General features: G+C 70.6%; 20 protein-coding genes. 12 read left to right on the top strand and 8 right to left on the bottom strand.

Annotation, left to right across the window (positions count from 1 at the left end; translation table 11 throughout):
• Positions 1-187: 187 nt before the first annotated feature.
• The 3 genes from AC3AOF_RS16675 to zapE all read right to left on the bottom strand — a co-directional run bounded on the left by AC3AOF_RS16675 (position 188) and on the right by zapE (position 3,294).
• The gene (locus AC3AOF_RS16675; protein WP_236989790.1) at positions 188-775 is read right to left on the bottom strand and encodes an NUDIX domain-containing protein; all 588 of its coding nucleotides are present in this window, start codon (positions 773-775) and stop codon (positions 188-190) included.
• An 88-nt stretch (positions 776-863) separates the two neighbouring features.
• Positions 864-2,000: a M20 family metallopeptidase gene (locus AC3AOF_RS16670; protein WP_236989791.1), complete on the bottom strand. Its 1,137-nt coding sequence runs from the start codon at positions 1,998-2,000 to the stop codon at positions 864-866.
• Positions 2,001-2,094: 94 nt separating this feature from the next.
• Entirely contained in the window at positions 2,095-3,294 is a 1,200-nt protein-coding gene (zapE, locus tag AC3AOF_RS16665) for a cell division protein ZapE (protein WP_236989792.1), read from the bottom strand.
• 198 nt (positions 3,295-3,492) lie between these two features.
• Here zapE and AC3AOF_RS16660 point away from each other — a divergent pair, with 198 nt between their 5' ends.
• Positions 3,493-4,077 (top strand): GNAT family N-acetyltransferase, encoded by a 585-nt coding sequence (locus AC3AOF_RS16660; protein WP_488345931.1) that lies wholly within the window; start codon positions 3,493-3,495, stop codon positions 4,075-4,077.
• Positions 4,078-4,273: 196 nt separating this feature from the next.
• Positions 4,274-4,474 carry a hypothetical protein gene (locus AC3AOF_RS16655; RefSeq protein WP_236989794.1) on the top strand — a complete coding sequence of 67 codons (201 nt, stop codon included), beginning with the start codon at positions 4,274-4,276 and terminating at the stop codon, positions 4,472-4,474.
• A gap of 31 nt (positions 4,475-4,505) precedes the next feature.
• On the opposite strand, the gene AC3AOF_RS16650 is transcribed toward AC3AOF_RS16655, so the two are convergent.
• Complete coding sequence (locus AC3AOF_RS16650; protein WP_488345930.1) at positions 4,506-5,558, bottom strand: phosphotransferase family protein; 1,053 nt, start codon at positions 5,556-5,558, stop codon at positions 4,506-4,508.
• A gap of 177 nt (positions 5,559-5,735) precedes the next feature.
• On the opposite strand from AC3AOF_RS16650, the gene AC3AOF_RS16645 reads away from it, so the two are divergent.
• The 4 genes from AC3AOF_RS16645 (at position 5,736) to AC3AOF_RS16630 (ending at position 10,332) form a co-directional block, all read left to right on the top strand.
• Positions 5,736-6,335, top strand: a complete 600-nt coding sequence (locus AC3AOF_RS16645; protein ID WP_236989796.1) for an invasion associated locus B family protein — start codon at positions 5,736-5,738, stop codon at positions 6,333-6,335.
• A 463-nt stretch (positions 6,336-6,798) separates the two neighbouring features.
• Positions 6,799-8,106, top strand: coding sequence for a dual-specificity RNA methyltransferase RlmN (rlmN, locus tag AC3AOF_RS16640; protein WP_236989797.1), 1,308 nt, complete (start codon positions 6,799-6,801; stop codon positions 8,104-8,106).
• A 10-nt stretch (positions 8,107-8,116) separates the two neighbouring features.
• Entirely contained in the window at positions 8,117-8,617 is a 501-nt protein-coding gene (locus AC3AOF_RS16635; RefSeq protein WP_488345929.1) for a hypothetical protein, read from the top strand.
• Between the two features lie 155 nt (positions 8,618-8,772).
• Positions 8,773-10,332, top strand: a complete 1,560-nt coding sequence (locus AC3AOF_RS16630; protein ID WP_236989799.1) for a sensor domain-containing diguanylate cyclase — start codon at positions 8,773-8,775, stop codon at positions 10,330-10,332.
• A 61-nt stretch (positions 10,333-10,393) separates the two neighbouring features.
• Here AC3AOF_RS16630 and AC3AOF_RS16625 read toward each other — a convergent pair whose 3' ends face one another.
• The 3 genes from AC3AOF_RS16625 to AC3AOF_RS16615 all read right to left on the bottom strand — a co-directional run bounded on the left by AC3AOF_RS16625 (position 10,394) and on the right by AC3AOF_RS16615 (position 13,659).
• Complete coding sequence (locus tag AC3AOF_RS16625) at positions 10,394-11,029, bottom strand: LysE family translocator (protein WP_488345928.1); 636 nt, start codon at positions 11,027-11,029, stop codon at positions 10,394-10,396.
• Between the two features lie 172 nt (positions 11,030-11,201).
• Positions 11,202-12,464, bottom strand: coding sequence for a porin (locus AC3AOF_RS16620; protein WP_236989801.1), 1,263 nt, complete (start codon positions 12,462-12,464; stop codon positions 11,202-11,204).
• A 316-nt stretch (positions 12,465-12,780) separates the two neighbouring features.
• Positions 12,781-13,659, bottom strand: coding sequence for a LysR substrate-binding domain-containing protein (locus AC3AOF_RS16615; RefSeq protein WP_488345927.1), 879 nt, complete (start codon positions 13,657-13,659; stop codon positions 12,781-12,783).
• 124 nt (positions 13,660-13,783) lie between these two features.
• On the opposite strand from AC3AOF_RS16615, the gene AC3AOF_RS16610 reads away from it, so the two are divergent.
• The 4 genes from AC3AOF_RS16610 to AC3AOF_RS16595 all read left to right on the top strand — a co-directional run bounded on the left by AC3AOF_RS16610 (position 13,784) and on the right by AC3AOF_RS16595 (position 17,258).
• Positions 13,784-14,050, top strand: coding sequence for a DUF1127 domain-containing protein (locus AC3AOF_RS16610; protein WP_236989803.1), 267 nt, complete (start codon positions 13,784-13,786; stop codon positions 14,048-14,050).
• Between the two features lie 92 nt (positions 14,051-14,142).
• The gene (locus AC3AOF_RS16605; protein WP_488345926.1) at positions 14,143-15,273 is read left to right on the top strand and encodes a zinc-dependent alcohol dehydrogenase family protein; all 1,131 of its coding nucleotides are present in this window, start codon (positions 14,143-14,145) and stop codon (positions 15,271-15,273) included.
• 591 nt (positions 15,274-15,864) lie between these two features.
• A complete protein-coding gene (locus tag AC3AOF_RS16600; protein WP_236989805.1) occupies positions 15,865-16,302 on the top strand; it encodes a tellurite resistance TerB family protein in 438 nt (145 codons plus the stop codon).
• An 80-nt stretch (positions 16,303-16,382) separates the two neighbouring features.
• The gene (locus tag AC3AOF_RS16595; protein ID WP_236989806.1) at positions 16,383-17,258 is read left to right on the top strand and encodes an NAD(P)-dependent oxidoreductase; all 876 of its coding nucleotides are present in this window, start codon (positions 16,383-16,385) and stop codon (positions 17,256-17,258) included.
• Between the two features lie 19 nt (positions 17,259-17,277).
• Here the strand turns inward: AC3AOF_RS16595 and AC3AOF_RS16590 are convergent, their stop codons facing one another.
• A complete protein-coding gene (locus tag AC3AOF_RS16590) occupies positions 17,278-18,168 on the bottom strand; it encodes an N-formylglutamate amidohydrolase (RefSeq protein ID WP_236989807.1) in 891 nt (296 codons plus the stop codon).
• A 246-nt stretch (positions 18,169-18,414) separates the two neighbouring features.
• Between AC3AOF_RS16590 and cpdR the strand changes: the two genes are divergently transcribed.
• Together cpdR and grxC are read left to right on the top strand one after the other, a co-directional pair.
• Positions 18,415-18,771 (top strand): cell cycle two-component system response regulator CpdR, encoded by a 357-nt coding sequence (cpdR, locus tag AC3AOF_RS16585; RefSeq protein ID WP_048427828.1) that lies wholly within the window; start codon positions 18,415-18,417, stop codon positions 18,769-18,771.
• Between the two features lie 113 nt (positions 18,772-18,884).
• Positions 18,885-19,142, top strand: coding sequence for a glutaredoxin 3 (grxC, locus tag AC3AOF_RS16580; RefSeq protein WP_236989808.1), 258 nt, complete (start codon positions 18,885-18,887; stop codon positions 19,140-19,142).
• The last annotated feature ends 28 nt before the right edge of the window (positions 19,143-19,170 follow it).

Genomic DNA, 19,170 nt, shown 5'->3' with positions numbered 1-19,170 from the left:
CTCGACGCGTGAGGCTCCTCCGGAAACACCCCCTCACCCTCGCTCCGGCTTTCGCCTTCGCTAGCCGTGTTCCCTGAACGGGAACACGGCCCTCTCCCCGCCCGCGGGGAGAGGGGAAACCCGCGCCTTTTCCTTTCTCCGGACAGCCCTGCCGCAGAGGGGGGAGGGGGCTTCCCGCGCCCAGCCGCTACCTCCGCAGCAACTCCAGAAGATCCCCGGGCAAATCCCCCCGTCGGGCCCGCTCGGCCAGGCACAGGAGCAAAGCCACGCTCGGCCCGTCGGTGATCGCGCCCGACAGGGCCTCGCCGACCGCCGCGGCGAAGGGCAGGCGGCGGATGCGCAGGCTCTCCTGCGGGTCGGGATGGGCCGGGCCGCGCGTCAGGTTCCAGGCGACGAAGCCCGGCACCCGCTCGCTCGAGATGCCCGGCGAGGCGTCGAGGCGCAGCAATTCGAGCCAGGATTCCGCCTCGTCGCCGGTTTCCTCTTTCAGTTCGCGCCGGGCGGTGGCGAGCGCGTCGTCGGCGACCGGGCCGGAGCCGCGGGGCAATTCCCAGGTGAAGCGGTCGAGCACGTAGCGGTACTGGCCGATCAGGCTGACGCGGCCTTGCGGATCGACCGGCAGCACCGCGACCCCGAACACCTTGAAGCGGAGCGCAACGTGGGGATGCTCGCGGCCGGATTCGTGGCGCAACCGGTCGAGGTCGAGCCCGAGATAGCGGTCCTCGTAGCGGCGCTCGCGCGAGAGCGTCACCCAGGGGTTGTGGCGGTCGGTCATGCGCGCCTGTCATCCGTGGCGGTCCCGCATCCGTGCAGGATGCGGGCCGGCAACGCGGGGCGGGGGCGAAAGATCGCTCCGCCCCTCCTTACAGCGTCTCCAGCAGCCGCTGCATCAGCCGCATCCGCGGGGCGATCGAGGAGATCAGGCCGTATTCCTGAAGCGTATGCGCCCCGTCGCCGTCGATGCCGAGCCCGTCGAGGGTCGGGATGCCGAGAGCCGCGGTGAAGTTGCCGTCCGAGCCGCCGCCGGTGAGGGGCACCTCGCCGAGATCGAGCCCGAGCTCGTCGCGGGCGAGCGCCTTGGCGTGGGCATAGAGGGCGGCCCCCGCCTGCGAGGCGTAGGGCGGCCGGTTCATGCCGCCGGTCACCGTCACGCGAAAATCCTGGCTGGCGCGCAAGCCCAGGATCCGGCCGGCATAATCCTCGCCGTCGGCGGCGGTGACGACCCGCAAATCGACGGCGAAGCGGCAATGCTGCGGCACCACGTTCTCGGCGGTGCCGCCGCTGATCGTCCCGACCGTGGTGGTGACGCCGCGTGCGTAATCGGTCAGCCCCTCGATCTCCAGGATCAAACGGGCGGCCTCCCGGATGGCATTGCGGCCGTCGGCGTGGCGGGTGCCGGCATGCGAGGGCCGGCCCTCGACATGGACGTCGAAGCGCCCGACGCCTTTTCGCCCGGTCACCACCTTGCCGCCGTCGCGGCCGGGCTCCGTCACCAGTACGGCGGCACTCGATCGGCCCAGATCCTCGATCAGCCCGCGGGTCGAGACCGAGCCGGTCTCCTCGTCGCTGCTGAACAGGAAGGTGAGGGGACGCCGGGCGAGGCCGGAGCGGGAGGCCGCGGCAAAGCCCTGGAGCGCCAGCCAGGCGCCGCCCTTCATGTCGTAGACGCCCGGGCCGTAGAGGCGGTCGCCCTCGACCCGAATCGGCAGATCGTTCGCGAGAGTGCCGATCGGATGCACGGTGTCGAGGTGGGACAGGACCAGGATGCCGGGCTCACCCGTCCGCGGCCCCGCCCGCAGGATCAGGTTGTCGCCGAAGCCGTCGCGGCCCGGCACCCGCTCGGCGGCGAGGCCCAAGCCGGCGGCCTCCCCGGCGACGAGGTCCATCATCCGGTTGACGCCGTCAGCCGAGTCCGTCGGGCTCTCCACCGCCAGCCAGCGCGAGATCGCCGCGACGGCGCGTTCCGGCGAAAAGTCGGTCGGACTGAGGGAGGGGGTCATCGGAGGCCTCGGTGATAAAGATCTAACAGCGCGGATGCGCCGCCGCTTCGGCGCGCGAAATGCGGCGCAATCAAGAAGCGCGCCGGGCGGGCGGTCAGGTCTCCACCAGCCCCGTCGTGCTGCCCGAGGCCCCGGAATCCGGCCGTCCGTGCGGCAGGGCGAGGTATTCCTCCGAGCGCATCTCGATCAGGCGCGAGACCGTGCGCTCGAACTCGAACGCCTCGCGGCCGGAATCGGCGAGATACAGCCCGGTCGGCTCGGCGGCGGCGGAAGCCAGCAGCTTGGTGCGGGTGTCGTAGAGCGCATCGACCAGGATGATGAAGCGCTTGGCCTCGTTGCGCTGGGGCATGTCCATGACCGGGATGTCTTCCACGATCACGGTGTGGAAGCGCTCGGCGAGCGCCAGGTAGTCGGCCGCACCCAGCGGCCGGGCGCAGAGATCCGGGAAGGTGAAGCGGGCGACGCCGCCGGCCGCTTCGGGAATCGCCACCTCGTGGCCCTTGACGGTGATCGTCGTCGGCCGGCCCTGCGCCTCGCCCGACAGGGCCCGGAACGCCCCCGTGAGCGCCGTGGCCGCCGCCTCGTCGGCCGGCACGTGGTAGACCGGGCTGCCGCCGAGCTTCTCCAGGCGGAAGTCGGTGCGCGAATCGAGCCGCACCACCGCGACCCGCTCCTTCAATTGCTCGATGAAGGGCAGGAACAGGGCGCGGTTCAATCCGCCCTCGTAGAGCCGGTCGGGCTCGACGTTCGAGGTCGCCACCATCACCACGCCGCGGGCGAAGAGCGCGGTGAACAGCCGCCCGAGGATCATCGCGTCGGCGATGTCGGTGACGGTGAACTCGTCGAAGCAGAGCAGGCGGGCGTCGGCCGCGAGCGCCTCGGCCACCGGCTGGATCGGGTCGTCGCCCTTCACTGTCCCCTGCTTCACCGCCTGGCGGTGGCGGTGGATGCGCTCGTGCACGTCGCCCATGAAGGCGTGGAAATGCACCCGGCGCTTCGGGTTCGGGGCCGCCTCGTGGAAGAGGTCCATCAGCATGGTCTTGCCGCGCCCGACCAGGCCCCAGACGTAGAGGCCGCGGGGACCCGCCACCGGCTCCGGCTGGCGCCCGAACAGCCGGCCGAGGAGGCCGGGCTTGTCCGGAGGCGGCACCTCGGCGAGGTCGCGGATCAATGCGTCGAGGCGGGCGACGAGGTCGGTCTGGGCGGAATCGCGCTCGATCGCCCCCGACTCGATCAGGGCGTCGTAGCGGGTGGCGACAGGGCCACGGGCGGCGGAAGCGGAGCTTTGCGTCACGCGGAGGGGATTATCCCGGCGCGCGGGCCTGTGCAATGCGGTGGGATCATGGCGGCGTCATGCGCCGAGGGCACGGCCGTCGTGCCCTGCAACCCCGGAACGGCGTCCCCATCTGCTGCATTGCACAATCCCGGTCGCCGACTGGGATGAGGAAACGCTCGAGATCGTGCCGTCCCCCGTCCGGAGTGCACCTCGAGAATGCCAGAAACCCCACTGCCCGCCGGTCCCGACATTCGGCTTCCTGCCGACCTCCAGATCCGGCGCCTCTGGTCGACCGACCGCGACGCGGTCGTCACCCTGTTCCGCGGTCTCGACCCCGACTCCCGCTTCGACCGCTTCATGGGCGCGGTGAGCGAGGCCGCCGCGGCGGCCTACGCGGTCCATGCCGTCTCCGCCGAGGGCCTGGTCTTCGGCGCCTTCGCGGAGGGCGCCCTGCGGGGCGTCGGCGAATTGCGTCCCGCCGGGGCGACGGCCGAGGCCGAGATCGCCTTCGCGGTGGCGCCGAGCCATCGCGGGCGCGGGCTCGGCGCCGCGCTCGGCGCGCGCCTCGCGCAAGCCGCCCGCAACGGCGGCACGCGCCGGCTCCACCTGCGCTGCCTCGCCGGCAATCGCCCGATGCGGGCGCTCGCCAAACGCCTCGGCGCCGAGCTGCGTCCCGGCCGCCGGGAGATCCACGCCGTCCTGGCGCTCAGCCCGCCCACCCTGTTCTCGCTCTGGCGCGAGGGTGTGGAGGGCGTGTTCGACGTGGCTGTGGCCGCGTCGGCGGCCTGGCCGGTCCTCTGATCGCCCGAACGAGGCGCCGCCGTCCCGGCGGCATGCAGGCCCCGGGACGGCGAACGAGCGAAGACACCCTGTTGAATCATGAAGAAAGTCTTGATCGCGGCCTGGACTTGCCACGATCCGGCCCCGCCCGCGCCGGATTGTCCGGGTCAAACCGAAGGCAAGTCAGCAGAGCAAGACAGCAGGAGGGGACATCCCGATGCAGCCCGTCCGTATCACCAGCGGCGACGACACCGCGGCTCTGGAGCGCTCCGTCGCGGCGGCGCTCCGCACCATCGCGGCGGTGCAGGCCGAGCGTAGCGCTCCCCCGGTTCGCTCCGCCCGCCTGCGGCTCGCGACGATCTACGGCGTCACCCGCCTGCGGCGGCGCCGCGAGCGCGAGGATGCCGCCCGGGCGTGACGGGCCGTCGGGCGACGGCTCAGCCCTGCTGTCACCCCTGCGCCAGTTCCCAGCCCCGCTCGGCGAGCGCGATGCCGAGCGCGCCCTTCTGGCTCGCCTCGTCGCTCGACGCGTTGCCGGCCTTGGAGCGGGCGAGCACGCCCTCGAGGATCACCGCCAGGCGAAAGAGCGCGAAGGCGACGTGGAACGGCGTGATCCCGTCCTTGCGCCCGGTGCGCTCGCAATAACGGCGCACGTACTCGTCCTGGGTGGGGATGCCCAGGGCGGCAAGGTCGCGCCCGAGCATGCCGCGATAGGCGGACGGGTCGGTGTTGTAGGCGATGCAGTTGTAGCCGAGATCGGCCAGCGGATGGCCGAGCGTCGCCAGCTCCCAGTCGATGATGCCGATCACCCGCGGCTCGGTCTTGTGGAAGATCATGTTGTCGAGGCGGAAATCGCCGTGGACGATCCGGGTCTCGTCGCTGTCCGCCGGGACATGGGCCGGCAGCCACTCGGCGAGGCGGTCGATCGCCGCGTTCTCGCGGGTCTTCGAGGCGGTCCACTGCTTCGACCAGCGCTCGATCTGGCGCTGGAAGTAGTTGCCGGCGCGGCCGAAATCGGAAAGCCCGATCGCCGCAGGGTCGACGAGGTGGAGGCGCGCCAGGGCCTCGTTCATGCCGTCATAGATGCCCGCCCGCTCCTCGCGCGGCAATTCGGGCAGCATCGGGTCCCAGAACACCCGGCCGTGCAGCCGCTCCATCAGGTAGAACGGCGTGCCGATGACGGCGGGATCGGCGCAATAGGCCACCGCCTGCGGCACCGGCACGTCGGTGCGCGACAGGGCCTGCAGCACCCGGAACTCCCGGTCGACCGCGTGGGCCGAGGGCAGGAGCTTGCCCGGCGGCTGTTTCCTCAGGACGTATTCGCCGGCCTCGGCCATGACCAGGAAGGTCGGGTTCGACTGGCCGCCGCGCATCTGGCGCAGCTCGCGCAGGCGCCCCAGCCCCTGCTCGGCGAGGAAGGCCTCCAGCGCCTCGGTCGGGAAGCGGTGCGCCTCGCGCACCGGGATGGTCTCGGGCAGGTCCGACGGGGATGGGGCAGTCATGCGACCTTCGCGGCCTCTCGGCATACGTTTCCGTAAGGCCGGACCATGCCCCACCGGGGGCCGCGGGTCATTCCTGCACCGCAGCAATTCGTCGGGACGTGTGTGTAGCCCACTGATTCCGCCGCATTTTCCGGCAATCGGGTGGGCAAGCGTACCCCCCGCGACTAGAGTGCCCGCATGATTCGCGCATCCCTCCTCGCCGCCGCCGGCCTGTCCCTCCTCGTCCTGCCCGCCGAAGCCCGGCCGAAGCCCAAGGCGGAGGCCGCGCCCCCGAGCCTCCAGGCCAGCCCGATCGGCACCTTCGGCGACTGGAACGTCTTCGCCGCCGGCGAGGGCAAGTCGCGCATCTGCTACGCCATCAGCCAGCCGCAGGTGCGGCTCCCGAAGAGCCTCAAGCGCGATCCGGCCTATCTCTTCGTCACCGTGCGCAAGGGCGAAAAGGTCAACAACGAGGTCGCGGTGATGCTCGGCTTCGCGCCCAAGCCGGGCAGCAGCCAGGCGACGACCGCGGCGGCGAACGGCGCGGTGCCGGCGCCGTCCTCCAGCGCCTCCGATCCGAGCCTGGCGATCGGCTCGGCCCGCTACGCGCTGGTGGTGAAGGGCGCCAATGCCTGGGTGCAGAACCCGGCCGACGAGGGCAAGGTCGTCGCCGAGATGGCCCGGGGCAAGAAGGTCGTCGTCAAGGCCGTCTCGCAGCGCGGCAACACCTCGACCGACGAATACGCCCTCGACGGCTTCGGCGAGGCGATGAAGCGTACGCGGGAAGAGTGCAAGTAGGCGGACGATATTTTGAGAATCGCTTGAAAGGAGGGGCGCGGGAATACTCCTCTCCCCGCGGGCGGCTATCGCATTCACACATCTCGGTTCGAGCGTTCTCCCTCTCGAAGGTAGCGCGCCTCTCCTCCCCAGGCGATCCCGGGCTTGCCCGAGATCGCTCAAGCTTGTGGGGAGGAGTTGGAGGTGGGGGTGGTGCCGCGTAGAGCGCGAGGCACTTCCGGCACCACCCCCACCCCTAGCCCCTCCCCACAAGGGGGAGGGGAAAGCGCGAACATTTACAAAGAGTTGGCTCTTAGAGGAGTTGTGTGAATCCGCTAGCCGCGGGCGGGGAAAGGGGGAACCCGCGCCTCTTCTTTTCGTCGGCATTCCCGGTTCCCACTGGATTCGGCCCCGCCCATCGCGTTTTGGCCCGAATACCCCTATATGCGGCCCTCATCAGTTTCATTCGAAGGTTCGTAAGATCATGGCGACGGCGTCGTTCGACACCGCCCGGCGCGGGGATGGCGCCGTTTCAGCAGCACACCCCCCGGCGATCGAGAAGACGCCCGAGATCCGCCCCGAGGCGCTGGAGACCACCGGCCCGACCTCCCTCGTCGGCCTGACCCGCGAGGCGCTGAAGGGGCGGCTCGCCGCCATCGGCGTGCCCGAGCGCGAGCAGCGCATGCGCGCCGGCCAGCTCTGGCACTGGATCAACGTGCGGGGGGCCGCCTCCTTCGACGAGATGACCAACGTCAGCAAGGTGCTCAAAGGGCAGCTCGCCGGCATCCACACCCTCGACCGGCCCGAGGTGGTGAGCGAGCAGGTGTCGCGCGACGGCACCCGCAAGTGGCTCATCCGCATGCCGCCGACCGGTAAGCACGACCACAATCGCGGCGCCGAGATCGAGTGCGTCTACATCCCGGCCAACGACCGCGGCACGCTCTGCGTCTCGTCGCAGGTCGGCTGCACGCTGACCTGCTCGTTCTGCCATACCGGCACGCAGCGCCTGGTGCGCAACCTGTCGTGCCAGGAGATCGTCTCGCAGCTGGTGGTGGCCCGCGACCGCCTCGGCGACTGGCCCGGCAAGACCCCGCCGAAGGGCGCCTTCGTGCCGGTGGACGGCTCGCGCTTCGTCTCGAACATCGTCTTCATGGGCATGGGCGAGCCGCTCTACAACGTGGACAGCGTCATCGACGCGGTCGGCGTGATGAGCGACCACGAGGGCTTAGGCCTGTCGCGCCGGCGCATCACCGTCTCGACCTCCGGCGTGGTGCCGCAATTCGAGCGGCTCGGCCTCGAGGCCAACGCCATGCTGGCGATCTCGCTGCATGCCGTGCGCGACGACCTGCGCAACGAACTCGTCCCGCTCAACCGCAAATACCCGATCCGCGACCTGCTCCAGGCCTGCCGCGACTATCCGGGCGTGTCGAATGCCCGCCGCATCACCTTCGAGTACGTGATGCTGAAGGGCGTCAACGATTCCGACGCCGAGGCGCGGGAACTGGTGCGGCTGCTCAAGGGCATCCCGGCCAAGATCAACCTGATCCCGTTCAACCCCTGGCCCGGCTCCAAGTACGAGTGCTCGGACTGGGAGCGGATCGAGCGCTTCTCCGAGATCGTGTTCAATGCCGGCTACGCCTCGCCGGTGCGCACCCCCCGCGGCCGCGACATCCTGGCGGCCTGCGGCCAGCTCAAGAGCGAGACCGAGAAGCTGCGCGCCCGCGCCCGGATGATGCTGGAGGAGGGCATCGGCGCCGAGGGCGTCTATGCCGTGGGCCACGACGACGACTGAGGAACGAGCCATGTCGCTGGGCCGTCTCCTCGCCGTCGCGACCGCGCTCCTGATGGCGATCGCCTGCGGCGCGCTCGCCCTCGGGATCGGCATCGTGATGGATCCGACCTTGCGCGACCTCCTGGGCCATCTCGGCCTGTCGGGGCTGGAGGCCGTGCTGTCGGATCTTTCGGAGGGCTACGCGCCCGATCCCGGCATGGTCGAGGGCGCGGTGAGCTTAGGCCGCGCGATCCTGCTCCTCGTCGCGGTGCCGCCGGCCCTCAACGCGGTCGTCGGCGAGGTGCTGGGCTGGCGCGCGCTCGCCTGGTACGGCGGTGCCACCGGCCTCCTCACGGCTTTGCTGCCCTGGCTGATGCGCGGCGCCGGCGGCCCGGCCGGGAGCGGGGAGGGGCGGGTGACGGCGCTCCTGTTCTGCACCGGCGGGATCGCCGGGCTGGTCTACTGGCTCGCTGCCGGGCGCTTCGCCGGGCGCGGGCCGGCGACGATGTGGGCCGCGCCGCCGCGGCGATGAGCCGGCGCCTGTCAATCATCTCACATGTTATCGCAGGTGCGGGCACGGTCCGGTTGTGGAAGAGGCCGGTATCGGCCGGTCCGTGAAAGTCTTGTTTAGAGTCGCGGGCGCGGGGTAGGCCTCCAATCGAAGTCGTTCCCGAGAGATCCGTCCCGATGCCGTCGCCGCGCCGCCTTCTTGCCGGGCTCCAGACCGTCAGGGTCTGGGTCGTGCTCGGCGTGCTGGCCCCCCTCGGCATGCTCCTCGTCTCCGGCCTGATGCTCTACGAGCTGCGACAGGAGATGTGGACCCGGGCCGAGGAGACCTCGAACAGCCTGCTCCAGGTGATCGAGAGCGACATCGTGCGCAACGTCGAGATCATGGACCTCGCGCTGCAGGGCATGGCCGCCAAGATCGAGAACCCCGTCGTTGCCGCGGCCCCGGAGGGCCTGCGGCACCTGATCCTGTTCGACCGGGTGGTGACCGCCGAGGGCATGGGCATCCTGGTCCTGTTCGACGAGCACGGCAACGGCGTCCTGAACTCGCGCTACCCGTCGGGCGTCGGCGGGAGCTTCGCCGACCGCGACTACTTTCAGGTCCATCTGCGGAATCCGGAGGCCGGGCTCTACATCAGCAAGCCGTTCCAGTCGCGGATGTCGGGTGCCTACACGGTCGCGTTCAGCCGGCGGGTGTCGAAGCCGGACGGGTCGTTCGGCGGCGTCGTGGTCGCCACCATGAAGCTGTCGCACTTAACCCAGATGCTGGCCAAGATCGGCCTCGGGCCGGACAGCAGCATCAACCTGGCCCGCCAGGACGGCATCCGGATCGTGCGTTTTCCCTACGACGTGCGGGACGTCGGCATGGACCTCTCCGGGATGCCGACGTTCCGGCGCGCCGTCCAGGAGCGCAACGGCAGCTTCGCCGACCGCGCCGCCCGCGACGGCGTGCACCGGCTCTTCACCTTCACGCAGGTCGGAGACCTGCCGCTCATTCTGGCGATCGGGCTCAGCACGGAGGAGATCGAGGCCGGCTGGCGCGCCAAGGCGTTGATGATCGGCGCCACGCTGCTCGCCCTGTTCGGCCTCGCGGTGTGGCTCGCTCTGCTTTGCGCGCGGGAGCTGCGGCGTCGCGAGGCGGTCGAAGCCGAGCTCGCCCGCCTGTCGCTGACCGACGGGCTGACCGGGCTGCCGAACCGCCGCCGCTTCGACGAGGCCCTGCGGCAGGCGCTGGCGACGGCCCGCAGCGACCGGCCCGTCGCCCTGCTGATCGTCGACGCCGACCACTTCAAGCGCTTCAACGACCGCTACGGCCACGCCGTCGGCGACGAGATCCTGCGCGGGCTGGCGCGCTGCCTGTCGGCCGGCCTCCACCGGCCGGGCGACCTCCTCTGCCGGATCGGCGGCGAGGAATTCGGCGTGATCCTGGCCGGAACCGACGAGGAGGGGGCGATGCGGGTCGCCGAGCGCCTGCACGCGGCGGTGACGACGCTGGCGGTGGCCTCGATCGGCCTTCCGGCCGGCGCGGTGACGGTGAGCATCGGGCTCGCGGAAGCCGCCGGCGGCGCGCAAGGAGAACTCTACCGGGCGGCCGATGCGGCGCTCTACGCGGCGAAGAGTGCGGGCCGCAACCGCACCTGCCGGGCCGAGGCGCGCCCGGCAATCCCCCATCTGCGGCTGGTGGCGGGCGCGGGCGTCGTCAGAGCGTTTTCCGGCGAAGCCGATGCCGGTTCGTCGTAGAAAATGCGGAAAAATCAACGATCTGGAGAGCTTCGCGATTGCAGCGCGATCGTGAGGTGCCCTAGCGCACCGTGAGCAGGATGCGGGCTGCGAAGGTGCCGAACAGCCCGGCGAACAGCCAGTCGATCCCCCGCATCAGCCGCGGCCGGGCCTGGAGTGCGCCGGTGATCCGGGCGGCGCCCAGCACCATCAGGACGCCCAGCGGCAGCGACAGTCCGATGAAAGTGAGCCCCAGGAAGGCGAGCTGGCCGGTCGGGTCGGGGGCGTCGGCGTGCACGAATTGCGGCAGGAAGGTCAGGAAGAACAGCACCACCTTGGGGTTGGTGAGGTTCACGCCGAGCCCGAGCCAGAAGGTGCGCCGCAGGCCGCCCCGCATCGTCTCGGCCCGGACGTTCAGGGCCGAGCCGCGCCGCAGGGCGTCGATGGCGAGCCAGCCGAGGTAGAGCGCGCCCACCACCTTCAGCACCGTGAAGGCAGTGGCCGAGGCGGCGATGAGCGCCGAGAGGCCGAGCACGGCGGCGAGCGTATGGATCAGGGTGCCGAGGCTCGTGCCCAGCACCGTCACGATTCCCGCCCGCCGTCCCGACCCGATGGTGCGGGCGAGCGTCAGACTCATGTCGGGCCCGGGCGTGACGAACAGCACCAGGCAGGCGGCGAGATAGGCGAGCAGCGTCGGGGTGTCGGGGAGGAAGCTCATCGGCGGCTCCGGGAGGCGCCCGTGGGTCTGTCATCGCGCCTCCGGCCGGCGCAAGCCAGAAAAGCTCCGGCGTCGGCAGAGAAAAGCTCCGACGCACGTCCGTCCCGACACGCGAAGCGCCCGCCCGGGGGAAGCCGGGCGGGCGCGAATGACGCCGATGATCGGGGAAGCGTCAGAAGGTGATGCCGCCCTCGATCATGTAGCGGTCCTGCGAGGTGCGGTTGCCGGTGCGGCCGAAGCCGGTTCCGAGCGTGCCGAAGGCCAGGTCGCCGCGGGTGATGTCGTAGAGCTGGACCCGCGAATACTCGCCGCGGACGAAGAAGCGGTCGAACGTGAAGGTCGGGGTGACGGTGAAGGACAGGGCCGAGCTGCCCGGGCCGTAGAGCAGGCTGGTGAAGCCGGCATTCCGCACGCCGGTCTGGGTGATGTACTCGACGCGGCCGGCCAACGCGAAGTTGTCGTTGAAGGAATAGGCCGCCAGGACCGCGCCGCCATAGGTCGAGGCGCCCTCGACGATGCCGATCCGGTTGTCGCGCGCGACGTTCGTGTACTGGAAGTAGGGCGTGATCGTCCACGGCCCGTTCGAATAGGTGTAGTTGACCGACAGGATACCGCTGTTCTGCTGGAACAGCGGGGTCGCGTAGGCGTAGCGGATGCTGCGCGACAGCACGTCGGTGCGGTCGAGGTTGAGGCCGCCGTTGATGCCGAAGGTGTTGTTGTCGTCGAGCTTGTAGGTGATGGCGCCGGTGAGCCAGCTGATGTTGCCGGAGAAGAACCCGTCGGTGCCGGCGACCGAGGCCGACCACGGACCGTCGGCGTAGTTCACCTGCACGCCGTGATTGATGATGTTTTCCTGGTTGAACAGGAGGCCGCGGGAGATGTTCAGGTTCTGGAAGGTGAACGGAGCCTCGGTGCCGATCAGGGTCGGCATGCGGCCGCCCTGGATCGACCACTGGTCGTTGAACACGTACTTGCCGAAGGCGACCGGCAGGGGCGTGAACAGCAGGTCGGTCTGGTCGAGGGCGCTGTAATTGGCAAAGCCCAGGGCCGGGATCGCGTAGGCGCCGGCCTGGACGTAGAACTGGAACGGCCCGTCGGCCTTCTGGATCCAGCCCTGGATGTTGGTGAAGTCGACCCGCGCCGCCCGGTCGCTCGGCAGCGGTGCGGCCGAGAACGGGAAGGGGTTGCTCTGGGTATAGGCGTAGCCGGTGATCGCGCCGCCGACATAGATGTCGCCGAAGCCGCCGAGGGTGAAGCAGGACGGGTTCGGGTTCGGCTTGATGACGCCGCCATAGGCCGGCAGGGACAGGGTCGCCTTGCAGTGCTCGACCACCGCCACAGGGGCCGGGGCCGGGGCGGCCAGGTCGGCGGCGTGAGCGAAGCCGGACGACAGCAGGGCGACGGTCAGGCTGCTGAGGGTGAAGCGCATTGCCACGGTCGGGGAGTCCATCTGGGGCCGGGTGAGGCCGGGGCCAACTGCGGCCAAGCTGGCAGTGTGGCGGCAACGTGGCAAAACCATTTGTTGAGCTTTTGCTCAAAAATTGGGCAACCAGACCTCCGTTGCGAAGGTGTATCCGGCGCCGTGTCTTTCGCGCAACGCGGGTGGATACTTGGCCGACGTAACACGGGACCTGTCGCGGCACGCGATGGCCTTGGGGAAGGCCGGCATGATCACGCCGGATTTCGGCGCCCGATGCCGCTGCGGTCGCGAATCGGCCGACCCGCCGCCGCGGCGGCGCGGGACGCGCCGGTCAGCCCTCCTCCGCCAGCATCCGCCGCAGCCAATCGACGAAGGCCGAGGCGGCGGGCGAGAGCGGGCGGTCCGCCGCCGGCACGGCCGCGAAGCCGTCGGCGAAACGGTGGAAGCCGCAGGGCGCGACGAGGCGGCCGGCCGCCAGGTCGTCGCGCACCAGCACCTGCTCCACCAGGGCGATGCCGAGTCCCGACAGGGCGGCCTCGATGCACAGGCCGTTATGCGGGAAGGCGGTGTCCCGCTCCGCCGCGACGCGCCGTCCCGTCGCCGCCTCCCAGGCCGGCCAGGAATGCGGCGTGTATTCGTGCAGGATCCGGGTCTCGGCGGCGAGGTCTCCGCCCTCCATCCGGACTCGGTAGCCGGGAGCGCAGACCACCCCGAAGGCGACGTCGCCGAGGCGGATCGCCCGTGCCTCGTCGCGGATCGGATGGGCGAGGCGGTCCCAGCTCAGCACCAGGTCGGCGCCGTCATCGCGGATTTCCCTGGCCGAGGTCATCGACAGGCGCACCTGCACCGTCGGCCGTTCGCGGTAGAATCCCGCCAGGCGCGGCACCAGCCAGCGCATCGCGAAGGTCGCCCCGCAGGCGAGATGAACGTTGGTGCCTGCCCCGGCATCGCGCAGGCGCCGGTAGCCCCGCTCCAGGTCGTCCAGCACCCCTGCCACCACGTTCCGAAAGGCCTCGCCGGCGGGGGTGAGACGCAGGCCCGTGCCGGCCTTCTCGAACAGGGCGGTGCCGGCCTGGTCCTGCAGCGCCCGCACCTGGCGCGACACCGCCCCGTGGGTGCGCCCGAGCTCCTCGGCGGCCTTCGTCACCGAGCCGAGGCGCGCCGCGGCCTCGAAGGCGCGCAAGGAGGAGAGGGGCGGCAGCTGGCGCATGGCGGCATCTGTGAGTTTCGCGCACGAAGCGCGCTGAAGAACTCAATATACGGCCGCGCTCGTCCCGGGTAGCAGGACGGGGCCCGAGACGTGAAGGAGACTCGGGACAGGAAGGAGATCTGCCGTGGCCGCGACCGTCATCCCGTTCCCGTTGCACCGCGTCGCCGGCGCCCCGCGGGCGCCGACCGTGAGCCGCGCGCACGAACCGCGCCTCGCCGGCGTGGCGATCCTGAAGGGCTGGTTCCGGCGCTGGTCCGCCCGCCGCAATCTGGCCCGCGACCTGCCGTTCATGACCGACGAGACGCTCGCCGATATCGGGCTCACTCGCGCGGAGGCCTGCGCCGAGGCGCGCCGCCCGTTCTGGCGGGTGGGTGCAGACGACGCGGCCTGAGCCTGCATCCGCGGCCGGTTGACCGGCCGTGAGCCCGCTGCCAGCCTGTTTCCGCCGGGGCCGGGAAGACGCCCCGCCGGGAGGATCCACCTGTGTCCCTACGCGTTCGCGCCGCCATCCTGCACCATGCCCCCGTCGCGCGGCCCTATGCCGAGACGCGGCCCCTGCGCATCGAGACGATCGAGCTCGACCCGCCGGGGCCGGACGAGGTGCTGGTGAAGATCGCCGGTGCCGGCCTGTGCCATTCCGACCTCTCGGTCATCAACGGCGATCGGATCCGGCCGGTGCCGGTGGCCCTCGGGCACGAGGCCTCCGGCATCGTCGAGGAACTGGGAGCCGGCGTCACCGACCTGAAGCGCGGCGACCACGTGGTGATGTCCTTCGTGCCGACCTGCGGCGGCTGCGCGCCCTGCCGCGAGGGGCGCGGCGCCCTGTGCGAGCCGGGCAACGCCGCCAACGGCCGCGGCACGCTGCTGTCGGGCGCGAAACGCATCCGGTGCGACGGGGTCGAGGTGAGCCATCACAGCGGCGTCTCGGCCTTCGGCGAATACGCGGTGATCTCCCGCCGCTCGATCGTGAAGATCGATTCCGACATCCCCCTCGTCGAGGCGGCCCTGTTCGGCTGCGCGGTGATGACCGGCGTCGGCGCGGTGGTGAATACCTGCCGGGTGCAGATGGGCCAGAGCGTCGCCGTGGTGGGTCTCGGCGGCGTCGGCCTCTCGGCGCTGATCGGGGCGGTGGCGAGCGGAGCGGGCCGCGTCGTCGCGGTCGATCTGTCGGAGGACAAGCTCAGGGTCGCGCGCGAGCTCGGCGCCACCGACACGTTCCTCGCCTCCGATCCCGACGCCGTCGGGGCGATCCGCGATGCCACCGACGGCGGCGTCGATTACGCCCTGGAGATGGCCGGCTCGGTCAAGGCCTTCGACACCGCCTACCGCATCACCCGCCGCGGCGGCACCACGGCGACCGCGGGCTTGGCCAACCCGAATCACAGCTTCACCCTGCCGCCGGTCGGCCTCGTCGGCGAGGAGCGGGTGGTGCGCGGCAGCTACATGGGCTCCTGCGTCCCGGCCCGCGACATCCCGCGCTACATCGCCATGTATCGCCAGGGCCGCCTGCCGGTGGACAAGCTGATGACCGGCACCCTCACCCTTGACCAGATCAACGAAGGCTTCGACCGGCTCGACCGCGGCGAGGCGATCCGGCAAGTGATCGCGATGTAAGAGGTCGATTCTCCGACGCGATGAACCCGATGCGAAATCCGGGAGATCACTTCTGGATTTCGTATCATCAGCCCGCGCGGTGAAGCCGTAGGCTTCACACGCCTGAGCGAAGCCACTTTCCGCATCGCGACGCATTCAATCGGAAAGCGTATGACACCCTCCGGGTCATTCCGGGGCCGCGAAAGCGGAGCCCGGAATCCATAACCGCCGACGATGCCGGACAAAGCGGGCAGCGTTCCGCTTCATCTTGCATCATCAGTGGTCATGGATCCCGGTTTTTCGCTTCGCGGCCCCAGGATGACGATGGAAGGTTGGCAGTTTCGGCGAGAGAACCGAAAGGGCTTCCGTTGTCACGGCGCCAGTCGCATCACGATCCTCGGACGGCCGCACGGCGGCGTTCGCGATCGAGGCGAGCGTGTCGGCGAGGGCACGCCCGGGGTTTTTCTTCGGCAAACCGCGACGCTCGACCGCGTTCGTCGCGCGGCGCGGCGGCGCTGCACTTGTCGGGCCCGCGCGCCCATGCCTCGATGGGCGACCGCGACGACGGGGCCGCCGCTGCCGGCCCGAGGGATCTTCTTTCAAGGACGTGCCATGGGGCTGTTTCAGGATGCCTTCTCCCGGTTCGGCCGGGTCGTCATGTCCTATGCCGGCGACACCGCCTTCCTCCACGCCGCCTGCTCGGCGGCCGCCACGGTGATCCTGGCCGACCAGGAGATCGACGAGGAGGAGATCGAGACGGCGCTCGCGGACCTGAGCAACAACCCGATCCTGCACAAGTCCTACGGCGTGCTGAAGCTCGAGCAGGAGCTGCACGAGGCGATCGCCCGGGCGAAGAGCCGGGCCGGGCGGCTGGAGAACCTGCGCTTCGTCGGCGCCATCGCCGACCGTCCGCTGGAGCAGCGCCAGGACGTCTTCCTCATCGCCGCCGACGTCGCCGACCAGGGCGGCATCAGCGAACTGGAGCACAAGGCCCTCGACGAGATCGCCGAGGTTCTCGGCGTCGAGAAGGCGGTCCTGCTGGGCGTGTGACGTCCAGGCGTGCCAGGGCCTGACACGGCGCCAAGCCGCCATATCTCCCTCCCCACCCGATGGATGGGGAGTACGGGACGATGGATGTCGGATTTCTCGGGCTCGGCCGGATGGGCCGGGGCATGGCCCTCAACCTGGTGAAGGCGGGTCATCGGGTCCGGGTGTGGAACCGCTCGGCCGAAGCGGCGGAATCCCTGCGCGTCCACGGCGCCGTGCCGGTGGCGACGCCCGCCGAGGCGTTCCGGGGCGATGCCGCCGTGACGATGCTGGCCGACGACGCCGCGCTCCGCGCCGTCGTCGTCGAGGGTGGCCTCCTCGACCAGGCCGACAAGCCCAAGGTCCATCTCGGCGCCAGCACCATCTCGGTCGCGCTGGCCGAGGAACTGGCGGCCGTTCACGGCCGAGCCGGTGTCGCTTACGTCTCGGCGCCGGTCTTCGGCCGGCCCGACGTGGCGGAAGCCGGCAAGCTCAACATCCTGGCGGCCGGCCCGGACGCGGCGATCGCGGCGGCGCAGCCGCTCCTCGAGGCGATGGGGGCGAAGACCTGGCGCTTCGGCGAGGCGCCGGCCCGGGCCAACGCCGTCAAGCTTGCCGGCAACATGATGATCGTCGCGGCGATCGAGGCGATGGGCGAGGCCTCGGCGCTCGCCGAGGCGCATGGGGTCGCGGCCGCCGATCTCCTCGACCTCCTGACCAACACGATCTTCGCCGCCCCGGTCTACAAGAACTACGGCGCCTCGATCGCCGCCGGCCGCTACGAGCCCCCGGGTTTCGGGCTGGCGCTCGGCGCCAAGGACGTGCGCCTGGCGCTCGCCGCGGGAGAAGCCGCCCGGGTGCCGATGCCGCTCGCCAGCGTGCTGCGCGACGGCCTGCTCGATGCGCTCGCCCATGGCGACGGCGGGAAGGATCTGGCGGCGCTCGCCACCGTCTCGATGCGACGGGCGGGCAGGGGCTGAACCCCGCCCTCGGCGGCGCCTACTCGGCGGCGATGCGCCGGGGGGCGAGATCGAGGGAGGCATGTCCCAATGTCTCCGCCACCGCCGTCAGGATCCGCGACAGGGCGTCGAAGCCGGGGCGGGGCAGGAGCTTGCGCTCGTCCATGTAGAGGGCGCGGTTGATCTCGATCTGCAGGGCGTGGCGGCCGAAGGCCGGCTCGCCGTAATGCTCGGTGATGAAGCCGCCGGCATAGGGCTTGTTGCGCACCACCCGCAGGCCGTGGCCGCGGAAGGCGGCCTCGGCGCAGTCGATCAGGTCGGGCGCGCAAGCCGTGCCGAAGCGGTCGCCGAGCACCACGTCGATCGCCGGCCCCTCGTCGCGCCCGAGGCTCGTCGAGGGCATCGAGTGGCAGTCGATCAGGACCGCGTGGCCGAAGGTCCGGGCGGTGCGCGCCACCAGCTCCTTCAGGGTGCGGTGATAGGGCTTGTACAGCTCCTCGATCCGCGCGATCGCCTCCTCGACCGGCAGGCGGCCGCGGTAGATCTCCTGGCCGTCCGCCACCACCCGCGGCACCGTGCCGAGGCCGCCCGCCACCCGCATCGAGCGCACGTTGACGAAGGGCGGCAGCCGCCCGTCGAACATCCGCGGGTCGAGCTCGTAGGGCTCGCGGTTCACGTCGAGATAGGCCCGCGGGAAGGCGGCCTGCATCAGCGGCGCGCCGAGACCGACGACGGGGGCGTAGAGCCGGTCGACGAAGGCATCCTCCGAGCGGCGCAGGGCCACCGCATCGAGCCGCGAGGCGTCCACGAAGGAGGCCGGATAGACGGCTCCCGAATGGCCGGTGTTGTAGACGAACGGCAGGGTCTGCCGCTCCGGCTCGTCGACCCGGAAGGGCGGCGTGAACAGGCTGGCGGGAGGAACCCGGCTCATCCGGTCGTCCGGAAGCGGAGGGGAGGAGGCATGGGACGCGGTCGCACCTTCATCCGGCTAATCTGGCGCTCCGGCCCGGCCCTGTCCACTGCCGCGAGGGTGTCGCGCGCCCGCAAGTCCGGCCCGGATTCCGCCCGACGAATCCCGTGGGGAACCCGCTCCGAGGAGCGGCGCGTCAACACTCTGTTTACCACGCGGCCGCTTTATGGAATGAACACAGCGAATCGGTATCCGGGACTCCCGTTCATGAAGATCCTCCTCGCGGAAGACGACAACGACATGCGTCGCTTCCTCGCCAAGGCGCTCCAGAACGCGGGCTACGACGTGGCCTCGTTCGACAACGGCCTCTCGGCCTATAACCGCCTGCGCGAGGAGCCGTTCGAGCTCCTGCTCACCGACATCGTGATGCCCGAGATGGACGGCATCGAGCTGGCGCGCCGCGCCACCGAGCTCGATCCCGACATCAAGGTGATGTTCATCACGGGCTTCGCCGCGGTGGCGCTCAACCCCGACTCGAAGGCCCCGAAGGACGCCAAGGTCCTGTCGAAGCCGTTCCACCTGCGCGAGCTCGTCACCGAGGTCGAAAAGCTGATGGCGGCCTGACGGCCGCTTCCCCGCCTCGATCATGGCCTGAACGCGGCTGGCGCGCTCCGTTGCGGGCGCCTATATCGGGCATAGCCCGATCATGGGCCCTCCCGAGCAGCGCGAGCCGACGGATGCAGCCGGTTACGATCTACACCACCAGCTGGTGCCCCTATTGCTCGGCGGCCAAGTCGCTGCTGCAGGAGAAGGGCGCCGCCTTCACCGAGATCGACGTCGAGGCCAAGGCGGGCGCCCGGCGCGAGATGACCGACAAGGCCGGCGGCCGCACCAGCGTGCCGCAGATCTTCGTCGGCGAGACCCATGTCGGCGGCTGCGACGACCTCTACGCCCTCGACCGCTCCGGCCGCCTCGACCCGCTGCTCGCCGGCTGAGCCCGTTGCGCTGAAGCCTTTGCGGCGT

Source organism: Methylobacterium sp. 142-1Y, assembly GCF_057747795.1.
Note: the sequence above shows the minus strand (reverse complement) of the source record. Positions and strands in the feature narration are given on the sequence as shown.